Origin of the sequence: Pseudonocardia xishanensis, from assembly GCF_039541715.1 — a bacterium.
GTDB classification, from domain to species: Bacteria; Actinomycetota; Actinomycetes; order Mycobacteriales; family Pseudonocardiaceae; genus Pseudonocardia; species Pseudonocardia xishanensis.
Genome location: NZ_BAABGT010000031.1, coordinates 58,456 through 73,200, shown reverse-complemented (window position 1 = coordinate 73,200; position 14,745 = coordinate 58,456). Strand labels below are relative to the sequence as shown.

Sequence of the window (14,745 nt, the reverse complement as noted above, 5' to 3'; positions counted from 1 at the left end):
CCGCGACACCACTCAAGCATCGCTCACGCACCTCCCGTCATTTGGGAGACACGCCCTAGACCCCGCCCATGATCCATGGTCGGGGAGCGCGGGGGTCGCAGAACGACCGGCCCGCTCCCGATGAGTGGATCATGTCGGCAGGCGGCTGGACCGTGCAGATCGACCGAGGGATGGCGATGTTCCACCCACCCACCTGGTCCGGGGCACCACCAGGCCACAACACCGGCCACCCCGAGCCACCTTCGGAGCGGGGCCCCCGGAGGGCGCAGTCCACCCGCGGAGGGCCGGGCGGTCTCGTCCGGCACGCCCGAGGTGGGGGAGGTGAGCAGGGCGCGCGCGTCGACCTTGAGCTGCCGGCCGGTGACGTACCGGCGCGCGCCCGGGGCCGGGAACAGCACGGCCTCGCTGATGTCCAGCGGTTCGATCGTGTCTACGCGGTGTCGTGGCGCTCGAGCAACCACGAGACCGCGAGTCCGGAGACCAGCCCCCAGAAGGGTGCGCCGATGCTCAGCACCGTGATCCCCGAGACCGTCACGACGAAGGTGACGAGCGCGCCGAAGGGCCGCCCGCCCCCGAAGGCGGTGGTGAACGCCGTCTGCAGGACGCGGAGCATGGCCAAGCCGCCGAGCGTCGCGACGAAGGCGGGCGGAGCGGCCAGCAGCAGGCCGGTGAACAGCGGGGCGAACAGCCCGAACGCCATCGCCAGCAGCCCGCACGCGATCCCGGCGGTGTACTGCCGCTCGCGAGTGCCGGAGGCGACCAGCAGCGCGTTGGTGGGGCCGGTCAGACACGTCGACACGGCCCCGACACCGGCCGTGACCAGCGACCACACGCCGCAGGCCACCGTCACCATGGACACGGGGACCTCGTGCCCCGCGCTCCGCAGCACGGCCACCCCCTGCCCGTTCTGCACCACGAGCACCGTGACCGCCAGCGGCACGACGAGCTCGACCATGGCCCGCCACGACCACTCCGGTGCCTGCAGGACCGGCGCGGCGAGCAGCCCGTCGACCACCATCGGGCGCAGCGCGCCGCCGACCAGGACCGCGACGACGCCCACCACCAGCGCCCCGAGGATCGGCGGGACCCGACGGCCCGCGGCGGGCCAGGCCGTCAGCACCAGGAAGACCACGACCATCGGCACGGCCACGCCGACGTCCGTGCTCACCGAGCGGACCAGCCCGGTGCCGAAGCTGAGGAACACCCCGGCGACCATGGCCATGACGATCGGCATCGGCACCGCGGCCATGGCCCGCCGGACCCAGCCGGTCAGGCCCAGGACCAGCATCACCACCCCGGTGGCGAGGTACGCGCCGACCACCTCGCCGAAGCTGAGGTGGCCGAGCGCGGGCCCGATGAGCACGGTGCCGGGAATGGTCCAGAAGAAGGCGAGCGGCTGCCGGTAGACCCAGCAGGCCGCGACGGTCAGCAGCCCGTTGAGGAAGAACGCCCCGAACAGCCAGGAGGCGAGCTCCCGCGGGGAGAGCCCGCCCTGCACCCCCGACGCGAGGATCACCGCGACCGGGCCGGTCGCGGCGAACACCACCCCGATCAGCCCGTTGGCTATGTAGTGCGGGCCGAAGTCGCGCAGCACCCGCCCTGGGCCGGGGACCGGCCGGGGCGGGCGTTCCAGGCGCGACTGCGACCCCATCCTCGTCATGCTGAGAGGGTGTCAGCCCGCGGCGATGTCCGACGGGTGCTGCGCCAGCGGGGTGACGGTGATCGTCGTGTAGGCGAGGAGCGGGAGACCCCAGAGGATCTCGTGGAGCTGCGCGTTCCCCTCCACCTCGAAGATCGAGAGGTTGGCGTACTCGCCGACGCAGCGCCGGATCGACTTCCAGTGCCCCGAGCGCTGCCACTCCTGCGAGTAGGCCTTCTCGCGGGCCAGCAGGTCGGCGCGCGCCGCCGGATCGAGGTCCGGCGGCAGCGCGACGTCCATGCGGACGGCGTAGAGCTCCGCCATCATGCCGGGTCGAGCGGGAGGTCGTAGGTGACCTCGTTGCCGTTCGCGCCCTGCGTCGGGTGCAGGATCAGCTCCGGCTTGACGGCCTGGGCGACGTCGTCGTCCACGCAGTCCCCGCCGGTGGAGTACAGCTGGCTCGTGATCGGCGCCGTGCCCTCGGCGGTGACCTTCAGATGCAGGTGCGCGGGACGCCACGGGTGCCACCCGGCCGCCGCGATGAGCTTGCCGCAGGCTCCATCGGTCGGGATCTGGTACGGCACGGGCTGGATGGTGTGGAAGGTGTAGCGGCCGTCCGCGCCGGTGCGGATCTGCGCGCGCAGGTTCCCTTCCGATGCCGGGGGCGAACTGCGAGTAGTAGCCCGCGAACACGTCGAGGAACAGCGGCCACTCGCCGGTCTCGCCGACCTCGATCAGCCACGCCTTCAGGGCGTCGTACTCGGGGTAGGTGACCTGGTGGCGGCGGATCACCTCGTGCAGGGCGTGCAGCGCGTCGGTCGCGATCGCTACACGCGGGCGGGGGCGACCGGACCCCCGGCCCGCTCCTTGGCGGCGAACGCGGCGGTGGCGTTGCGGCCCGATCCCGCGGCGGTGGCGGTCTCCTCGATGCCGGTCTCCGACATGGTGGTCATGGGACTTCTCCTTGCGCGTCGGTGCGGTTCGGGATCTTCAGTCGGTGCGGTAGTGCGCGCGCTTGTCGGGGAAGAGGGTGCGGCGTAGCCGCGGCACCACCACCATCGCGCGTCGGCACCGGGTGATCGCGTCGTGTCCGGGAACCCGGTCAGAGGCGGTAGGCGCGCAGCTTCGAATAGAGGGCGGTGCGGGAGATGCCGAGCTCCTTCGCGACCGCGGACTTGTTGCCGCGGTGCTCGTGCAGGGCCGCGGCGATCACCGTGGACTCGGCGTGTTCCAACGGCGTGAGGTTCCGCCGACCCGCCGCCGCGGCGACCTCGGTGGGCAGGTCCGTGGCCTGCACGACGCCGCCGCGGGCCCGGCGCCCCGCGTCGCGGACGACCCGGGTGAGCTCGCGGAGGTTGCCCGGCCAGGGGTGTCGGCGCAGGGCGGTGAGGGCGTCGACGGCGAGGGCGAGGTGCCGGTCGCGCAGGTGCTCCTGGGCGAACGCGGCCACGGCGTCCGGCCTGCTGCGCAGGGGCGGGACCGAGACGACGGCGGCGCCGAGCCGGTCGAGGAGCAACGCGGCGGGCTCCGGCGGCGGGGTGTCGTCGGGGAGGGCCAGGGTGAGGGCGAGCGGTGGGGGGCTCGGGGCGCGGTCGAGCTCGGCCGCGATCGCCCGGGCGGCAGGGGTGTCCACGAGCTCGACGTGCGTGAGGAGGACGGGCGGGGTGGGATCGGCTCGGGTGGGGTCGGCTCGGGTGGGATCGACGGCGCCGGGCCCGGCCAGCGCGTCCCGCAGCCCGCCCACCCAGGCCCGCAGCCCGTCGACCGGCAGGGTCGCCGCGTCCAGCACGACCGCGTCCGGCCAGAGCTCGCGGAGCAGGGTCAGCTTGCCCACCCCCGGCTCCCCGCGGACCGCCACGACCTCCCTGCCGACGAGGGCGGCGACCCGCTCCGCCGCGGTCGTCCACGGGTCCGGCGTCGTGGTGCCGCGGGCTCGCGGGGCGGTGGGGTCGGCGAGGGTGAGCAGGGCGCCGGTGGTCGTCCCGCCGTCGCGGAGCACCTCGACCCGGGCGTGCAGCCGGTCGGCGAGCTGCACCGTCGCGTCGTCGCCGGACAGGTCGCGCACCTCGTCCCAGAGGTCGCGGTGGTCGAGGTCCAGGGCGGCCGCGGCGGCGTCGGTGATGAGCACGTCCTCCCCGACGATCGCGACCGGGCCGAGGCCGCGGCGGCGGGCGGTGAGGAACGCGTCGAGCAGCACCCGCTCCCGCGCGCTCGCGGCCCGCCACAGCGCGGACTGGATCTCCTCGACCAGCGTCCGCACGACGACCGCGAGCAGCGGGTTCGTGTGCTCGGCCCGGCAGGTCACGTTGACCGCCCCGACGGTGCGCCGGGTGACGGGATGGCGGATCGGCGCCGCCACGCAGGTGACGTGGTGGAAGCGCTGCACGAAGTGCTCCGAGCCGCGGACCAGCGCGATCCGCCCCGTCTCCAGGGCGGTGCCGAGCCCGTTGGTGCCGATGAACTCCTCGTCGAAGCAGAACCCCTCGCTGACCCGCAGGTCGTCCAGCGTGGTGCGCAGCGCGGGCTCGGAGACCCAGCGCCACAGGACCGCGCCGCGCTCGTCGCTCAGCGCCAGGCACGATCCGTCGCCGGTGAGCAGCTCGGCCATCCGGGCCAGGATCGGGACGGCGATGCGGGCGAGCCGGGTGTCCGGGTCGGCGTCGGTGAACGGGACGTCGACGTGTTCGGGGTCGACGCCGTTCCACCGCGAGCGGCGCCACGAGGACAGGACGTCCGGGCGCAGGTCGACGTGATCGTCCCCCGACTGGAACCGTTCCCAGGTGCTGACCGTCATGTGCGACCCCCGACCGCGCCGTCCGCCCCATCGTGGGCCGCGGACGGCGCCGGGGCGACTCCTCTTAGGGTCAGCCTTTCTCCGCCAGCTCCTTCTCGTAGCGCTTCGTCATGTGCTCGACGGCGTCGAGCTGGGACTGGGCGTGGGCCTCCCGCGTCGAGCCCGCCCGGTCCTTGGCGGCGAGCGTGCCCGCGGCCTGGCCCTGGAACTCGGGGAACACGTGCTGGGCGATCAGCTCGTAGGACCGGCGGGTGGCCGCCGGGCTCGCCCACTCGTGGCCGAGCAGCAGCATCGCGCCGAACCCGCCCGACTGGTCCCACAGCTTCTGGACCTGGGCCTTCGCGTCCTCGACGGTGCCGATCGCGCCGATCCCCGCCTCGTTGACGAAGTCGATCATCTCGCGGAGGTTCGAGCCGTCCACGGCCATCTGCGGGAACGCCGCGACCTTCTGGAAGTACTGGAACCAGTGCTCGATCCCGTACTCGACCTCCTTGTAGGCCTGCTCGCGGGTCTCGGCGACGTGCATCAGCCCGACGAGCCGCCACTTCGAGCGGTCCGGCGCGGGCTGCCCGTAGTGCGCGGCCCGCTCCTCGACGACGTTCCAGTGGTGGGCCAGGGCGTCGAACCCGTCCGCGGACAGCGTGGCGCCGATGGACAGCAGCCCGACCCCGTGCTGCCCGGCCATCCGCGGTCCGGTGGGGCTCGCGACGGCCGCCACGGCGACGTCGAAACACGGGTCCGAGTAGGGCGCGAGCTGCAGCTGCGCGTTCACCAGCTCGTGCGTGCGGGTGGTCTGCGTGACGGACTCGCCGCGCAGCAGCCGCACGATGATGTCGAGGTTCACCTCGAGCAGCTCGCGGGTGTCGGTCGGGTTCAGCCCGATCATCGCCGAGTCGGTGGGCAGCGAGCCCGGGCCGCAGCCGAGCATCGTCCGGCCGCGGGTGAGGTGGTCCAGCAGCACCATGCGGTCCGCGACCCAGAGCGGGTTGTGGTAGGCGATCGACGTCACGCCGGTGCCCAGCTTGATGTTCCGGGTCCGCTCGGCGGCGGTCGCGATGAAGATCTCCGGGGAGGCGATGATCTCGCTGCCCGCGGAGTGGTGCTCGCCGATCCAGGCCTCGTCGTAGCCGAGCCGGTCGAGGTGCTCGACGAGCTCGAGGTCGCGCTGCAGGGCGAGGGTCGGGTTCTGGCCGGGGGCGTGGAACGGGGCGAGGAAGGTGCCGAAGCGCAGTCTGGTCACGATGGCTCCATGATCGTCATTGACCCGCCGCGGGAAGGCGGCGGCCATGCCCCGAGCATGACCCGCGTCACTCACCCGGGAGTGTGCGGAATGTGGACAGGTGTCACGCCCGGGGGTGCTCGACCGATGTCGGGGCATGACCCGTTGGTTCCGCGAGGGCGGCTGGTACCTGGTGCTGGACGTCGTCTCGCTCGGCATCGCCTCGCCGATCCCGTTCGCGCACGCCGCCGTGCGGCTCAAGCGGCCGCTGTCCATCCTGTGGCCGGTGCTCTACGCCGCGGCGGTGACGGCGCTGCTGATCGCGGTCGAACCCGCCGAGACCCGCACGGACAACACCGTCGGCGGGCTGATCATCGGGCTGATGGTCGTGGCGTTCTGCCACCTGCTCTGGGTCCGTCGTCAGGTCTGGCCCGCCACGCCCGCGCAGTCCGCCGACCCGGCCATGGCCGAGGCGCTGGCCGCCCGGCAGCGGCGCGCGGAGTCCCGCCGGATCGTCGCCGAGGACCCGGCGCTGGCCCGTGACCTGCGGATCGGGCGACCCGACCTGCGCACGGGCTACGACGACGGCGGGCTGGTCGACCTCGGGTCCGCCCCCGCCGCGCTGATCGCCGAGGTCTGCGGGATCGACCTCGAGACGGCCGGGCGGATCGTCGAGACCCGGCAGGCCCGCCCCTACGACACCGTCGACGACGTCTTCACCTGGGCGGACGTGCCGTACGCCCTCTGGGAGCGGGTTCGCGAGCGGGGCGTCGTCGTGCGCTGAGCGCCACTCGGGCGGCGATCGACGGGCGGTATCTCGATGGTGGAGATATCCTACGGGCATGGATCCGGTGCGTGTGGTCGGTGGCGGGCCCGGCGGGATGCTCTCGGCGTACCTCCTGGCGCGGGCGGGGATCCCGGTGACCCTGCTGGAGGGGCACCGGGACTTCGACCGACGTTTCCGCGGGGACTCCCTACCCCCTGGACGTTGGAGACCCTCGACCAGCTGGGCCTGGCCGACGACCTCCTGCGCCTGCCCCACTACCCCGCCCGGCACTTCCGCTTCCACACCCCCGCCGGAACGCTCACCCCCACCGACTACGGCGCGCTGGACAGCCGGTTCCCCTACGTCGCGCTGATGCCGCAGGCCCGGTTCCTGGACTTCCTCGCCTCCCGGGCCCGCGAGCTCCCGACGTTCGAGCTGCGGCTGGGCGCGCGGGTGACCGGGCTGACCGAGGAGGACGGGGTCGTCACCGGGGTGCGGGTGGGCGACGAGGAGCTGCCTGCGAGCCTCGTCGTCGCGGCCGACGGCCGGTTCTCCAGGATCCGCACGCTGGCCGGTCTCCCCGCGAAGTCGCTCGGCGCACAGACCGACATCCTGTGGTTCGCACTCCCCCGCAGGCCGGACGACCCCCCGGAGGCGGACGTCGACCTCTACTTCGGGGCGGACCGCTACGTCGGGCTGCTGGGCGGGCCGCAGGAGTGGCAGGTCGGCTACTCGCTGCCCAAGGGCGGGTACACGGCGGTGCGGGAGGCGGGCGTCGAGCCGATCCGGGCGTTCCTGCGCGAGCGCATCCCCTGGCTCGCCGACCGCACGGACCTGCTCACCGACATGAACCAGACGACGCTGCTCTCGGTGGACATCGCCCGGGTGGAGCGGTGGCACCGGCCCGGCCTGCTGCTGATCGGCGACGCCGCGCACGTCATCTCCCCCGTCGGCGGCAACGGGATCCTGATGGCCCTGCAGGACGCGGTCGCCGCGGCGAACCGGCTGGTCCCGGCACTGCGGGCGGGCAAGGTGCACGACAGCGACCTGATGGCGGTCCAGCAGGACCGGGAGCCCGCGATCCGGCAGGTGCAGGCCGCGCAGGTCCGCACCGAGAAGCAGGTGCTCAAGGCCCGGGAGCGGAACCGCACGATCGCGCCCCCGTGGTTCCTGCGGTGGGTCTTCGCGGTCCCGGCCGTCCGAAAGTGGTCGGCCGAGAAGAACGCGTACGGCCCGAACCCGCCCCACCTGTCCCCCGAGTTGAACCTCAGTGCTGTTCCGACCATGATCGAACGACACTGAGGTCCATCTCGGCTTAGGGTTTCGGGGTGCCGAACCCAGCCGAACCCCTCGCCACCGTGATCCGGTCCGGCTTCACCGAATCCGTCCATCTCGGGCACCTCGCGCTCACCGACGGCGGCGGGCTCGGGGATCCCGACGTCGTCCTCCTCCCCCGCTCCTCGCTCAAGCCGGTGCAGGCGGCCGCGATGCTGCGGGCAGGGCTCGACCTCGACGGCGAGCTGTTGGCGCTGGCGGCGGCCTCGCACTCGGGCCTGCCCTTCCACCGTGCGGGGGCGGAGCGGATCCTGGCCGGGGCCGGGCTGACCGCGGACGACCTCGACAACACCCCCGACCTCCCACTCGACGGGCCCGGTCCCCGGGACCGGCTGTCGCAGAACTGTTCCGGCAAGCACGCCGCGATGATCGCCACCTGCGTCGCCGCGGGGTGGGACATCGCGGGCTACCGCGATCCCGCGCACCCGCTGCAGAAGGCGATCCGCACCCACGTCGAGACCCTGACCGGGGACGACGTCGCGCACGTCGCCGTCGACGGCTGCGGCGCGCCGCTGTTCTCCTGCACCGTGGCGGGGCTGGCGCGGGCGTTCGCCGCGCTCGCCACCGCCGCCCCGGACACCCCCGAGGGCCGGGTCGCCGCCGCGGTCCGCGCCCATCCGGAGTGGCTCGGCGGCCCGGGACGGGCGGTGACCCGGTTCCTGCAGGCCGTGCCGGGGCTCGTCGCGAAGGACGGGGCGGAGGGTGTGTTCGCGGGGGCGCTGCCGGACGGGCGGGCCTTCGCCGTGACCGTGCTGGACGGGTCGGCGCGGCCGGTGCCCGCCGTCGTCGCGCGGGTGCTGGCGGGGTGGGGGCACCCGGTCGAGGAGATCGGGCACACCCCCGTCCTGGGCCACGGCGTCGAGGTGGGCGCGGTCCAGGCGGTCTGACCCTTTCGTGCCGGTTTCGGCGCGCCCGACGACGGCCGCGCGGCTAGGTTCGTCCCCGTGCGCTCCCTGACGCTCGTCTGCGCTGCCCTGCTGGTCGCGGCCACCGCCTGCACCGCGGACCCCGCCCCGCCCACCTCGGCGCCCACCTCCGCGGCCCCCTCCGCGCCGCCCTCGGCCACGGCCGAGAGCGCCGTAGCGGGCGAGCCGCGGGTGCTCGTCTCGGGGCTGGAGGTGCCGTGGGGCATCGCCTTCCTGCCGGACGGGTCCGCGCTGGTCACCGAGCGGATCCCCGGCACGATCTCACGGGTCGCGCCGGACGGGGCCGTCACCCGGCTCGGGGAGGTCGAGGGCGTCACACCGACCGGAGAGGGCGGGCTGCTGGGCGTCGCGGTGTCCCCGGACTACGCCACCGACCGCACGCTCTACGTCATGCTCACCACCGCGGACGACAACCGCGTGGTGCGGCTCGTGGCGAACTCGGACGGCACGGTCGACGGCTCCCGGGACCGACAGCAGGAGATCGTCACCGGGATCACCAAGGGCGGCAACCACGACGGCGGCAGGCTCGCCTTCGGGCCGGACGGCTACCTCTACATCACCACCGGCGAGGCGGGCCGCGGCGAGCCCGCGCAGGATCGCGACGATCTCGGCGGCAAGATCCTGCGTGTGACCCGGGATGGGGCCCCCGCGCCGGGCAACCCCTTCGGCACGCAGGTCTACACGGTCGGCCACCGCAACCCGCAGGGCCTGGCCTGGACCCCGGACGGGCGGCTCTACCAGGCCGAGTTCGGCCAGCAGACCTGGGACGAGATCAACCTGATCGAGCCCGGCGGGAACTACGGCTGGCCGACGGTCGAGGGGCAGGAGGGGCGGGACGGGTTCATCGACCCGCTGGTCCAGCAGCCCGTGCGCAACGCCTCCTGGAGCGGCCTCGCCTACGCGGACGGCGCGTTCTACGCGGGGGCCCTGCGCGGGGAGCGGCTGTTCCGCTACCCGCTGAACCCCGACGGCACCCTCGGCGAGCCCCAGGTGCTGTTCCGGGGGGAGTTCGGCCGGATCCGCACCGTCGTGGCGACCCCCGACGGCCGGTCCCTCTGGTTCACCACGAGCAACCGCGACGGCCGGGGCGACCCGCGCGCCGACGACGACAAGATCTACGTCCTCCCCCTGTCCTGATCGCGGCCGCAGGGCAGACTGACGGCGTGGAGACGCTGACGTCGGCCGGTCGGGTGCGCGGGATCGAGAAGGACGGGGTCACGCGGTACCTCGGCGTGCCGTACGCGGACCCGCCGGTCCGGTTCGCCCCGCCCACCCCGCGCACGCCCTGGGACGGGGTGCGGGACTGCACCGCACCGGGTCCGAACGCCCCGCAGCCGGTGCGGGCCTTCGGTCCGCTGGACATGTCCCCGATTCTCGGGAGCCCGCGGCCCGGCGCGGACCATCTCACCGTCGACGTGTGGACGCCGGGCGGCACGGACCTGCCGGTGATGGTGTTCGTGCACGGCGGCGCGTTCGTCGCCGGGGAGCCCGGCGCCCCCGGCTACGAGGGGACCGCGCTCGCGCGGGCGGGCGTCGTGCTCGTGTCGGTGACCTACCGCCTGGGGATCGAGGGGTTCCTCCCGCTGGCTGGCGGCGCGACCAACATCGGGTTGCGGGACCAGATCGCGGCGTTGGAGTGGGTGCGGGACAACGCGGCGGCGTTCGGCGGCGATCCCGGGAACGTCACGGTGTTCGGCGAGTCCGCGGGCGCGGTCAGCGTCGGGTGCCTGCTCGGCTCGCCCCCGGCGCGCGGGCTGTTCCGGCGGGCGATCACCCAGAGCGGCAACGCCGAGATGGTGCACTCGCTGCCCGTCACGCAGGCGTTCGCGGGGCGGGTCGCGGCGGAGCTCGGGGTGCCCGCCACCGCCGAGGGCTTCCGGTCCCGGTCGGTGGAGGAGGCCCTCGCCGTCCAGGCCCGGATGGTCGGGCCCGCGGTCGGCGACATGCGCGAGCCGGACGGGTCCGATCCCGGCTTCGGGCTCGGGGCGTTCGCCCCCGTCGTCGGGGACGACGTGCTGCCGCAGCCGCCGACGGCCGCGCTCGCCGAGGTGGACGTGCTGCTCGGCTGGAACAGCGAGGAGTTCCGGCTCTACACGGTCCCGTTCGGCACCATCGACGCGCTGACCGCCGAGCAGGCGGGCGCCGCGCTCGGCGCGGTGCACCCGCGGGCCGCGGAGCTGCTCGCGGCCGCCGAGGGCACCCCCGGGGAGCGGTACACCGCGGTGCTCACCGACCTGGTGTTCGGTGCCCCGACCCGGCGCCTCGCCGCCGCCCTGCCCGGACGCGCCCACCTCTACGAGTTCGCCTGGCGGTCCCCGTCCTTCGGCGGCAGGCTCGGGGCCTGCCACGGCCTGGAGCTGCCGTTCGTCTTCGGCACGCTCCCGACCTGCACCGGGCCGGACGCGCTGGCGGGCGAGGATCCGCCCGCCGCCCTGTCCGCGGAGATGACCGCGGCCTGGGTCGCGTTCGCGCGCACCGGCGACCCGGGCTGGGCGGCCTCGTCGGAACCCCACCGGTTCGCGTAGCTAGGCTCGTCCCATGAGCGCCCGGGTCGGCAGGTACGTACGGATGGTCGCGACGCCCGGGGACGGCCCCGCCCTGGCCGAGGGGCTGCTGAAGGTCGCCGAGGGCATGCGCTCCGCCCCGGGCTGCGAGCTGTACATCGTCAACCGCACCCCGGACGAGGAGGACGCCGTCTGGGTCACCGAGGTCTGGGCGGACGAGGCCTCCAGCGACGCAGCCCTGAACCAGGACCTCGGCGAGGCGGGGCTGGGCGCCATCCTCCCCCTGCTCGCGGGCCCGCCGGAGTTCATCGAGCTCGCCCCGGTGGGCGGGCCCGGGCTCGCCTAACGCGTGCGTTCCACCCGGCAGGTCTCCGAGACCGTGTCGGTGCCCGGGGGCAGGCCGCCGCGCTTCTCGGCCCAGCTCGAGTCGCCCGCCCGGTCGGCGTCGACGCTCTCCTGCAGCCAGGCCCCCGCGTCCTGGTCGGCCTCGACCACGAAGAGGTCCCGCACCGACCCGACGGGTGAGTCGAAGGTCAGCACGTACGAGGCCGGGCCCGTGTCGGTCCGCACCGCCGCTTCGGCGTAGAACGGCAGGCCCTCGGTGAACAGCCGCAGCACCAGCCAGTAGGTGTGCAGCGGGGCCGCGGGCTGGGCGACCTCGATGTCCACCCGCATGCTCGCGGGGATGCCCGCCTGCCCGTCGGCGCCGGTCACGCCGAGCAGCCGGACGGTCCCGCCCTCGCCGCCGATGTCGCAGTTGACCCCGGTGGGGCCCGCGGTGACCTCGGCGCCGGGGAGGCTCAGCGGGGCCACGGCCCGCACCCGGGTCCCCTGGTCCCGGCCCAGGAACAGCCCGAACCCGGTGCCCGCCGCGAACAGCAGCACTCCGGCGGCCACCAGCAGGACGACTCGTCGCCCTCGGGACGGGCGGGACGGCGGGGACGGCTCGTCCGGGTGCTCGTCGGGGTGTTCGGGCTCTGGCACCAGCTCCGGTTCGCCGGACAGCGCGACCCACGCCGTCCGGGCATCCGCCCACCGCGGCTCGAAGGGTGCGGGATCGACCCCGTGCACCATGAGGAAGGCGCGCACGGACGGCCAGCGCGGCAATGCCGTGCGTCCCTCCGCGGTGCGCCGGGGGCTGAGCATCCGCGAGCAGGTGGCCGAGCTGACCGTCACCAGGTCGACCCCCGAGGTCCGGGCCGACACGATCGCGTCCTCGACAGCACGCAGCCGCTCGAAGCGTCCGTCGGTGTACACCGTCCGCAGGTCGGAGACCACGTCGTGGACAGCGCTCGGCAGGCCCGTCTGCAACGGGTCGAGCCCCTTCCGCGGCATCGCACGCCTCCCCTGGTCACCTCGCCGGCCAGGTCGCGGCAACGTTGCCGTTGATTACACATCGCAGGTCAGAGGACCCTCATCGGTACAGCGTGACCGATGATCGGCACAGCACGGGGGAAGGCGGGGCAGGGGGAATGACGCAGGACGGGGGCGCACGGCTCGTGCTCCGGGTCGACGCGCCGGTGGGGGACGCACTGCAGATCGGGGAGCTCGCGGTCCCGCTCGGCCCACGGCGGCCGGGTGGGCCGCCGCCGCGACCCGGGCCGCTGCTGGGCCGGGAGCGGGAGCTGGGCCGGATCGTCCGGGCGGTCGAGGGGTCCGCCGGGACGGTCCTGATCACCGGGCGGCCGGGGTCGGGCCGCACGGCCACGGCGGTCGGGGCCGCGCACCGGCTCGCCCCGCTCTTCCCGGACGGCGTCCTGGTCGAGCGGCTGGCCGACACCCCCGTCCCCGCGACCGAGCTGGCCGTCCGCGTGCTGCGCCTGCTCGGCGTCCGGGTACCCCCGGAGCCCCTCGCGGCGGCCCGGACGGTCCTGACCGAGCGGCGGGTCCTCCTGGTGCTCGACGACGTGGCGGACGCCGCCGCGCGCAGCCTGGTCCCGCCGGGCGCGCGGTCGTTCCTGCTGCTCACCGGCCGCTCCGCACTGGACCTGCCCCGGATCCGGCTCGGCGACCTCGGGCCGGTGGACGCGCGGACGCTGCTCGGCGCCTCCGGGCCGGGAACGGCCGAGCTGGTCGCGGCGTGCGCGGGGCTACCCCTGGCGTTGCGTCTCGCGGCGCTGCGGCTGCGGGCGGGCACCACCCCGGCCGCGCTGGCCGCCGACCTGGCCCGTCCCCACCGCGTCCTCGCGGAGCTCCGGGTCGGGGACCGGTCGCTGCGCGCCTCGCTGGCCGCCGCGGCGGCGGCGTTGAGCCCCACCGCCCGCGCCCTGCTCCGCGGGCTCGGCGCGTTCCCGCTGGTCGAGGCCACCCCGGCCACGGCGGCGCTCGCCGCGGGCCTCGAGCCGGAGAGCGCCGCGGCGGCGCTGGCCGAGCTCGTCGACGCCCACCTGGTCGACCGCAGGGCCACCGGCAGGTTCGCGCCCCACCCGCTGGTGCGGCGCTATGCCGAGGAGGACGTCCGAGACCGCGGCGGCCCCCGCGAGGTCGCCGCCGCGGGCGACCGGATCGCCCACCACTACGCCGTCGCGATGGAGCGGGCCGACTCCGCGTGGTGGCGGGTCGAGTGGCCGAACCTCGGCCCGGTCGCCGCGCACCTGGCGGGTCGGGACCGCGGGGCGCTGGACCATCTCGCGGACGCCACGGCGGACCGCGAGCGCACCTGCGCGCCGTGGCAGGCCTGGCTGGGCGTGCAGCAGGCCGCGCTGCGCCATGCGCAGGCGGAGGGCCCTGCGGAGCGGATCGCGACGCTGCAGGTCCGGATCGGCACCGCCCAGCACGAGCGCGGTGAGCCGGGGGCGGCGCTGGTCACCCTGTGCGGGGCGGCGGAGCGCTACCGGGCCGCGGGTGACCCGGTCGGTGCGGCGGACGCGCTGCGGACCGAGGCGGACGTCCTGCGCGGCCTCGGAGCCGTCGACGCGGCGACGACGGCCTACCGCCGGGTGCTCGGCGGCCTGATGCAGCGCGCGGACGGGGAGGCCCTGCGGGTCAGCGCCTGGGCCCTGCACGGGCTCGGATCGGTCGACCTGGCCCGGGGCGAGTCGCGCCGCGCGCGGCGGGCCCTGCGGGCCGCCGCGGAACGCTTCCGCACCCTGGACGACGGTCCGGGCGTGGTCGCGACCGCACGGGCGCTCGGTGACCTGCACCGGTCCACCGGCGACCACCCGGCGGCGGTGGCGGCCTACCGGCTGGCGCTGGCCCGCACCGCCGCGGACGACCGACCCGAGCCCGCGGCGCTGCTCGTCGACCTCGGCGAGCTGCTGGCCCGCCTGGGCGAGCGTGCCGAGGCGGTGGCCGTGCTGGACCGCGGGCGCCGGGCGGCCGAGGACGACCCGGCGACCAGGGCGCGCGCCCGGCGCAGCCTGGCCGTGCTCGTCCAGCGGTCCTACCAGGCTTCGAGCTCGCAGGTCGTGGGCAGGGCGGCGCCATCGTGGCCGAGCAGCGCGAGGACGTCGTCGTCGGTGTCGAACCCGGTCGGACCGTGGTCGGGCTCGGGCTGGTCGGAGCTCACGGGGCGTCCTTCCGAGGGGGGCGTGACCCCGCCATGATCGCCGGAACGGGCGTC

The 14,745-nt window shown here is 75.0% G+C and carries 13 protein-coding genes and 3 pseudogenes; 8 read left to right on the top strand and 8 right to left on the bottom strand.

Translation table 11 applies throughout. The features are described from left to right. Window positions 1-430: 430 nt before the first annotated feature. From ABD993_RS12920 to ABD993_RS12890, 7 genes and pseudogenes are all read right to left on the bottom strand, one after another. On the bottom strand, window positions 431-1,660 hold the full coding sequence (locus ABD993_RS12920) for a benzoate/H(+) symporter BenE family transporter (protein ID WP_345416534.1): 1,230 nt from the start codon (window positions 1,658-1,660) through the stop codon (window positions 431-433). Window positions 1,661-1,672: 12 nt separating this feature from the next. Next, entirely contained in the window at window positions 1,673-1,966 is a 294-nt protein-coding gene (locus tag ABD993_RS12915; RefSeq protein WP_425568977.1) for a muconolactone Delta-isomerase family protein, read from the bottom strand. Further along, a pseudogene (locus tag ABD993_RS12910) lies at window positions 1,963-2,292 on the bottom strand (dioxygenase family protein); the annotation flags it as partial. The pseudogene ABD993_RS12910 and the gene ABD993_RS12915, both read right to left, overlap by 4 nt. Window positions 2,293-2,386: 94 nt before the next feature. After that, window positions 2,387-2,431: pseudogene (locus ABD993_RS12905) on the bottom strand (hypothetical protein); the annotation flags it as partial. Window positions 2,432-2,466: 35 nt separating this feature from the next. Then, window positions 2,467-2,592 carry a hypothetical protein gene (locus ABD993_RS12900; RefSeq protein WP_345416531.1) on the bottom strand — a complete coding sequence of 42 codons (126 nt, stop codon included), beginning with the start codon at window positions 2,590-2,592 and terminating at the stop codon, window positions 2,467-2,469. Window positions 2,593-2,741: 149 nt separating this feature from the next. Beyond that, on the bottom strand, window positions 2,742-4,433 hold the full coding sequence (locus ABD993_RS12895; protein ID WP_345416528.1) for a sigma-54-dependent Fis family transcriptional regulator: 1,692 nt from the start codon (window positions 4,431-4,433) through the stop codon (window positions 2,742-2,744). Between the two features lie 70 nt (window positions 4,434-4,503). Then, on the bottom strand, window positions 4,504-5,673 hold the full coding sequence (locus ABD993_RS12890; RefSeq protein WP_345416525.1) for an LLM class flavin-dependent oxidoreductase: 1,170 nt from the start codon (window positions 5,671-5,673) through the stop codon (window positions 4,504-4,506). Between the two features lie 136 nt (window positions 5,674-5,809). On the opposite strand from ABD993_RS12890, the gene ABD993_RS12885 reads away from it, so the two are divergent. From ABD993_RS12885 to ABD993_RS12855, 7 genes and pseudogenes are all read left to right on the top strand, one after another. After that, a complete protein-coding gene (locus ABD993_RS12885) occupies window positions 5,810-6,436 on the top strand; it encodes a ComEA family DNA-binding protein (protein ID WP_345416522.1) in 627 nt (208 codons plus the stop codon). 58 nt (window positions 6,437-6,494) lie between these two features. Then, window positions 6,495-6,569: pseudogene (locus tag ABD993_RS12880) on the top strand (FAD-dependent monooxygenase); the annotation flags it as partial. Between the two features lie 71 nt (window positions 6,570-6,640). Further along, the gene (locus tag ABD993_RS12875) at window positions 6,641-7,720 is read left to right on the top strand and encodes an FAD-dependent oxidoreductase (RefSeq protein ID WP_345416520.1); all 1,080 of its coding nucleotides are present in this window, start codon (window positions 6,641-6,643) and stop codon (window positions 7,718-7,720) included. Window positions 7,721-7,746: 26 nt separating this feature from the next. Further along, window positions 7,747-8,640: an asparaginase gene (locus tag ABD993_RS12870; RefSeq protein WP_345416517.1), complete on the top strand. Its 894-nt coding sequence runs from the start codon at window positions 7,747-7,749 to the stop codon at window positions 8,638-8,640. Window positions 8,641-8,697: 57 nt separating this feature from the next. Beyond that, window positions 8,698-9,816 (top strand): PQQ-dependent sugar dehydrogenase, encoded by a 1,119-nt coding sequence (locus tag ABD993_RS12865; RefSeq protein WP_345416514.1) that lies wholly within the window; start codon window positions 8,698-8,700, stop codon window positions 9,814-9,816. A 26-nt stretch (window positions 9,817-9,842) separates the two neighbouring features. Further along, window positions 9,843-11,204, top strand: a complete 1,362-nt coding sequence (locus ABD993_RS12860; RefSeq protein ID WP_345416512.1) for a carboxylesterase/lipase family protein — start codon at window positions 9,843-9,845, stop codon at window positions 11,202-11,204. A gap of 13 nt (window positions 11,205-11,217) precedes the next feature. Beyond that, window positions 11,218-11,529, top strand: a complete 312-nt coding sequence (locus ABD993_RS12855; protein WP_345416509.1) for a putative quinol monooxygenase — start codon at window positions 11,218-11,220, stop codon at window positions 11,527-11,529. Here the strand turns inward: ABD993_RS12855 and ABD993_RS12850 are convergent. Next, window positions 11,526-12,518 carry a hypothetical protein gene (locus ABD993_RS12850; RefSeq protein ID WP_345416506.1) on the bottom strand — a complete coding sequence of 331 codons (993 nt, stop codon included), beginning with the start codon at window positions 12,516-12,518 and terminating at the stop codon, window positions 11,526-11,528. The two genes, ABD993_RS12855 and ABD993_RS12850, sit on opposite strands and share 4 nt — an antisense overlap. A 137-nt stretch (window positions 12,519-12,655) precedes the next feature. Here ABD993_RS12850 and ABD993_RS12845 point away from each other — a divergent pair, with 137 nt between their 5' ends. Further along, complete coding sequence (locus ABD993_RS12845) at window positions 12,656-14,728, top strand: tetratricopeptide repeat protein (RefSeq protein ID WP_345416503.1); 2,073 nt, start codon at window positions 12,656-12,658, stop codon at window positions 14,726-14,728. Window positions 14,729-14,745: the final 17 nt, after the last annotated feature.

Bases quoted from the DNA above. Each gene is read 5' to 3' on its own strand.
- ABD993_RS12885 (WP_345416522.1), top strand. From the start codon at position 5,810: ATGACCCGTTGGTTCCGCGAGGGCGGCTGGTACCTGGTGCTGGACGTC.
- ABD993_RS12895 (WP_345416528.1), bottom strand. From the start codon at position 4,433: ATGACGGTCAGCACCTGGGAACGGTTCCAGTCGGGGGACGATCACGTC.
- ABD993_RS12900 (WP_345416531.1), bottom strand. From the start codon at position 2,592: ATGACCACCATGTCGGAGACCGGCATCGAGGAGACCGCCACCGCCGCG.
- ABD993_RS12920 (WP_345416534.1), bottom strand. From the start codon at position 1,660: ATGACGAGGATGGGGTCGCAGTCGCGCCTGGAACGCCCGCCCCGGCCG.
- ABD993_RS12850 (WP_345416506.1), bottom strand. From the start codon at position 12,518: ATGCCGCGGAAGGGGCTCGACCCGTTGCAGACGGGCCTGCCGAGCGCT.
- ABD993_RS12845 (WP_345416503.1), top strand. From the start codon at position 12,656: ATGACGCAGGACGGGGGCGCACGGCTCGTGCTCCGGGTCGACGCGCCG.
- ABD993_RS12855 (WP_345416509.1), top strand. From the start codon at position 11,218: ATGAGCGCCCGGGTCGGCAGGTACGTACGGATGGTCGCGACGCCCGGG.
- ABD993_RS12915 (WP_425568977.1), bottom strand. From the start codon at position 1,966: ATGATGGCGGAGCTCTACGCCGTCCGCATGGACGTCGCGCTGCCGCCG.